The 5,463-nt window shown below is 58.6% G+C and carries 4 protein-coding genes; 1 reads left to right on the top strand and 3 read right to left on the bottom strand.

Annotated features, from left to right (window positions below):
• Window positions 1–218: 218 nt before the first annotated feature.
• From ABX749_RS19975 to ABX749_RS19965, 3 genes are all read right to left on the bottom strand, one after another.
• Window positions 219–674: an HPP family protein gene (locus ABX749_RS19975; protein ID WP_372897521.1), complete on the bottom strand. Its 456-nt coding sequence runs from the start codon at window positions 672–674 to the stop codon at window positions 219–221.
• A gap of 165 nt (window positions 675–839) precedes the next feature.
• Window positions 840–1,298 (bottom strand): hemerythrin domain-containing protein, encoded by a 459-nt coding sequence (locus ABX749_RS19970; protein WP_145210570.1) that lies wholly within the window; start codon window positions 1,296–1,298, stop codon window positions 840–842.
• A gap of 206 nt (window positions 1,299–1,504) precedes the next feature.
• Window positions 1,505–1,990 carry a hypothetical protein gene (locus tag ABX749_RS19965; protein ID WP_372897520.1) on the bottom strand — a complete coding sequence of 162 codons (486 nt, stop codon included), beginning with the start codon at window positions 1,988–1,990 and terminating at the stop codon, window positions 1,505–1,507.
• Between the two features lie 343 nt (window positions 1,991–2,333).
• On the opposite strand from ABX749_RS19965, the gene ABX749_RS19960 reads away from it, so the two are divergent.
• Window positions 2,334–5,357, top strand: a complete 3,024-nt coding sequence (locus tag ABX749_RS19960; RefSeq protein WP_372897519.1) for an AsmA-like C-terminal region-containing protein — start codon at window positions 2,334–2,336, stop codon at window positions 5,355–5,357.
• The last annotated feature ends 106 nt before the right edge of the window (window positions 5,358–5,463 follow it).

The following is a 5,463-nucleotide window of genomic DNA, read 5'->3' as shown; positions in this document are numbered from 1 at the left end:
TCCGTAGTCGGCATTTTGGCAGAGGACTCGTCGCCTCGTCCACTACCCGAAAATTGAGCTGCGATAGACCAATAGGGAGTCGAACGGTGATCGGCCGTTTGATATCAGCCGGTTCGCGCCAGCGTCCGGGCCTCTTCGTTTGTCTTGACTCAGCGATCTAAGGCCTAAACCCAGAGAAACGACGCTTCACGGCAAGCAGGATGCTCACCCCACGCTGGTTAACAGAACGCCGCGGCGACATCCCAGGACGAAAGGAACCCGACCAGTTTACCGTCCTCTTCTACGACCAGATGATGACGCGAACAGCTCGATAATCGCTTGGCCGCGTCGCACAGCGGCGTGTCCGGCGCAACCTTCTCCACCGACACGCTCATGATCTCCCGAATCGGTTGCTGATCCAGCTTCCGATGCGCCAGATCCACCGCCCACAAACAATCTTCATAGTGCGGATAGCCACTCCGCAGCGCCGCGTTGGTCTCGCGAATCAGCCGCACCAAGTCGGTCGCCGTGACAATTCCCACACACTGGTCCTGGTCGACGATCGGCAAGGCGTGAACATGATTGTCTTCCATGATCTCCAGCACTTTGCCGATCGGGGTCTCTGACGCCACCGACTTCACGCTGCCCGACATCACGTCGGCCACGCGCAACTCGTGTGTGGATTTTGAAATCATCGTCTGGCTCTCCCAACACTCGAATTGACGTTTAATAATGACGCGTGGCAGAAAATGACGCGGCAAGCTTCGGACCGATGGGCAATCCGTCCTCGTCTTGCCAAGACTCGAATCGGTCTTCGAAAACGAGACCGTTGCGGTCTGCCGATCATACCATCCCCTGCGTCACGCTCCCCCGGGGATCAACATGCTGACACGATCGGCTTCGCTGCGTTCGTGCTGGTCCATCGTTTCGAAAAAGACATCGACTTCATCCATCGCGTCGGTCCATGTCTTGAACGGAGGGTCCAATTGCTTGAGTCGGACATGCAATTCGTCCAACCGGCCCAGTAACAGCCGATGATCCGCAGCCGTCTGTCGCTTGAATGCGCTGACTTCGGGGGATGCGGCCGGATACAGCTCTTCCAACTTTGCCAACATTTCGTCTTCGCGGTCAAAATGCTGCAACAAACACTCACGCAAGGGCTGCAACCGCGACGCGGTCTCGCCGAAATGGGGAACCCCCAGTTGATTGACTTCCGACATCCAATCGCGGATTTCATCCACACACTCGGCCAGCTTGCGGTCTTCCGCCTTCCAGTCCTCGAAGAGCTGGCAGAGTTCTGACGTCCTCTTGGTGCCCATTGGAATCTCCCACGTTGTTGGGTGCTCGCACGCTCGGAATGAAACCCGAGAAAGCACGTCAGGAGGGCTGCAAAATCGGTGCCGAACTCCGCGATGTGGCGTCCAAGTGCGGCTGAATTTACGTCGCCAGATCGAGTGTGCGAATACGTCACACTCGGCGACGCCGCTTTCAATCGATCCGCGTCCAAATCGCCGTTTTCCAAATTCTACTCGTCCAAATCGCCGATATTGGGCGTTTCGGTGTCCTCCGAGTCACCGTTTCGCAGCGACTGGTGGCATTCGACACAGCTGACGGTCAATTGGTTGAACGCCAGCGTCGCCCCTTCAATGTTCTTCCTTTCGGCCTGACGCTCAATTTCCGCACTGACCCGGCTGAACGTATTGACATGCACGCGGTAACTGGGATGCCGACGACGGACAAATCCCTCGACACGATTGAGCAATTTCAAGCGACCGGCGTTGTATTTCACATCCTCAAAGTCTCCCATCGCCAACCCTCGCAGGATCGCCTGGGAATGCTTCAGCTTCTTCTCCATCCAGACACTCATCGTCGTCGACTCGGTCTCTGTCTTGGCATCGCCCTGCTCAACTGCCGCTCCGTCCCCCGGCGTCTTCGCTGGATCCTGGGGTCCGACCCCCCAACTGAACGACGGTATCAATGCGAACAGGAGTACAATGGTCAATCGTGTCATCGTCAAATCCCTTTGGCTCAAGTTTTACACAGGGTTCGAATGCCAGCGCCGACGAACCGTTTTCCCATGATTTCATGCGAGCAATCTCCGTGCCGTCAGCAACGGTCGGCGCCGAGTCGATGGGGGCCGCCCCGTCGATTCGCTGGGCTTTCCCGTTGGGCTTTCGCAATTTCGAAATGCCCCGAGGTTGCGATGTCGAACGGTTGTCACCCTGCAATAGTAGCGGTGGCGCTGCGACAATGCGTCTCGGGTGTGCGTCCACGCACAAGTGTCCGATTGGATTGGCCTAGCCAACAGGATGGCGATTGAGTATCCCGAAATGATGATCCGCAACGCAACCCTCATGCCCCCACTTCTGTTCGCTGCGCTTCTGGTCGGCGCGTTGCTGATCGGTGCGACCACCGCGTCGCCTCTTCAGGCCCAGCAGACGCTGCAGCCCCAGCAAACCGCTCCGGGACCAGCCCAGCCGGCTCCCATTCAACCTGCTCCCGTTCAGCCCGCGCCGGCCAAACCGGCGGCCGTCCAACCCGCTGCGGCCCAACCGGTTGAAAGCCCCTATCGTTATTGGACCACCAACTGGTCGCTCAAGGACATCGCCGTCGGTGACTTGGCCAACAAGCTGCGCACGATCGGCCTGGGGCTGCCGATCAAAGTCGACGGTCTGGCGACGGTGGAGTTCGAAGTCGGCGTTCCGCTCAATGCACTCCGCACCGGCAAGGCCTATCGTTTGGAAGGATCGCTTTCGATCCGCGATCTGGTCGCCGACCAGATCCGTTTCGAAGTGTTTCGCGCCGAGGTGACGTATGCCGACGGCCGTTTGGATCTGGACACGCTACGTGCCGTCGAGCAACTCGATGCCAGCGGAAATGCGCTGCCCACCGCCGGTTCGATTGCCGGCTCCGCTTCGGCTGAACTGTTGCCGCGGGGCAGCTTTAGCGCCGATGTCAAAACCACCAACCTCCGCATCGGCCCGATCGCGACGTTGATCTCGCGGTTGGGGTTCGCCGAGACCGACGGGGTCCCCCAAGGCTCGGTCACCGCAAACGTTTCGGTGCGGGGACAAGTCGACCAGCTCAATCAACCGGAAACGTTGAGCGTCAGTGGCGACCTGTCTGCTGAGAACCTGCGACGTGATTCCTCGATCCGATTTAGCTTGTCAGCCAAGCAATTCAGTTGGCAGAACGGACAGCTGGATCTGCCCAGCCTGCGGATCGAATCGAGCGATCGCCCCGAACTGTTCCTCGATGCCGACGCCAAGCTGCGGTTCGAGCGTTCCACGTATTTCGAATCGAATCTGACCGCCAACGACCTTCCCATGGAAGACTTGTTTGGACTGTTCATCTCGGATGCGGAATCGATCGTACAGGGCAAACTCGATGCCCGAGGCCGTCTGGTCGGCACGATCGGCCCGGCCACAACGATCGATGAGCTGGACGTTGAATTGGCCCTCGCGTCGCCCTCGGTATCACTCGGCGGCGTGCAACTCGGCATCTTGGAACATGACATCCGTCTCACACGCAATCACATCAACCTCGCGCCCCGAACCCTGCCCGACTCTGCAACCGATGATCCAAGCCTTCGCCCCGATTTGATCATCCGGTCGCTTGATGCGGACTTCGAAACCACGCCCGAGTTTGCCCGCTTCAGTCGGCTCAACGGAAGTCTGTTCGGAGGCACGATCTCCGGGGAAGGACAAATTGCCAGAAACGATCAACTCGATCACTCCTTGGACCTACGCTGGGAAAACATCAATCCCGAAATCGCGATTCCGATCAAGGCACTGCCACGGCGTCCCAAACTCTCCCTGGAGACCTCCGGACAAGTGCAGTGGAGTGTCCCGGCCGCAAAGGTTCTGCAACCGAGTGAACACCAGGGATCGATGGCGATCAACATCGCCGCATTGAAGCTTGGCGAAGAAACACTCGGCTCCGCGGACGTGCGTCTGTCGGTCCAACGCGATACGCTCGATTTAAACGTCGAAGGGACGCTGTTGGGCGGAACGATTAATGTTCGCAGTGATGCACCCTTGGACGCCACAACCCGTTGGAACCAAATTCCGTCGAAATTGCGGTTCACTGATTTCAAAGTCGAAAAACTCTCGCTGCGAAACCTTCTGTTACTGACCACGTTGCAGCGTCCTCGATTTGACGGACGTGTCGATGCGACGGTGACGCCGACGTCTCTCGTCGGTGACCCCGCGGCGAATCTCCTGATCCACTTGGATGGTGTGACCGCCGACGGCGTCCTGATCGCCCGCTCGCTGCGACTTAATCTCACAGTCACCAACGATTCCATCGTCATTCGGTCGGCCCGCGGCACCTACGGAGGTGGCCAGTTGGATGCGAAAGGCGAATGGGCGATCGGTCCGGGCGTGAAGTTGATCACTGCGAGACTGACTCGGGCAAGGGGCAACAGAATTCTGTTGCCCATTCACCCACAAGGCGACCAATGGGTCGGTGGAATCGTGTCCGGACGCGCAACGGTGACGGGCAACGGCGACAATTTCATTGACTCGGTGCGTCTGTCCGGTTCGGTGCAGGTCGAAAAAGGATTGACATTCGGTATTCCAGTCGGTGACGCGCATAGCCCGATGGTGGTGACGTATGACACGGGCCTGGGAAACTGGCAAGCAAAATTTCCGCTCGTGCAATCCACGTTGGCCAGGGGACGGCTCACCGGAGGTTTGTCGCTCCGTTCGGCCGGAGCGGGGCAGAAGGGCACCCACCTGGACAGCGACTGGCGGATCAACCATGTCGACTTTGAATCGTTGCTGCGTACCTACGTCGGAACACGAACGATCGGCCGGGGTGACGTCACCGGCACGTTGCACTTGGACGGCAACTACATTCGAGACGCTCGGGATTTGAATGGTCAGTTTCGTTTGCAACTCGGTGGGACCGATGCCACCGCCGTGCCTGGATTGGCGTCGGCGGGGTCCCTGCTGGGAGCCACGTCGTTGATCGGGACTCGGTTCGAGCAAGGCGAGGCCGTGGGCCGCATCCGAAAAGGGATCATCCTGCTGGAATCCGTTCTGATGACATCCGATCGCGTCCATGTGGCCGCCCAGGGAAGTGCCGGCTTGCTCGATCGTCGACTTCACGTCAACACGATCATTTCGACCGGCAACTTTCAAGCACAAAACCTACTGTTGTCGCGAATCAACACCCCCACCTTTACCGACTTTCTGCCACTCCGATCGGTGAATCGACTCTTGAGCGATCGAACGTTTGTCCTCGAAATCTCCGGCCCGACCCGAGATCCCATCATTCGGCTGATGTCGGGGGAAACACTCCGCGCAAACGTCCAAAGGTTTGCCCGCCAGCAAGCCTTCAGCATCATTGCCGCCGACGCACTCTTGACTGACTAGTGGTCTATCGCAGCTCAATTTTCGGGTAGTGGACAAGCAGCTCAATTTTCGGGTAGTGGACGAGGCGACGAGTCCTCCGTAATCGGCATCTCGGCACGGACTCGTC

The organism is Stieleria sp. (assembly GCF_041595215.1).
GTDB classification, from domain to species: Bacteria; Planctomycetota; Planctomycetia; order Pirellulales; family Pirellulaceae; genus Stieleria; species Stieleria magnilauensis.
The sequence above is the reverse complement of the archived record's forward strand: the minus strand, read 5'-3'. Positions and strand labels throughout refer to the sequence as shown.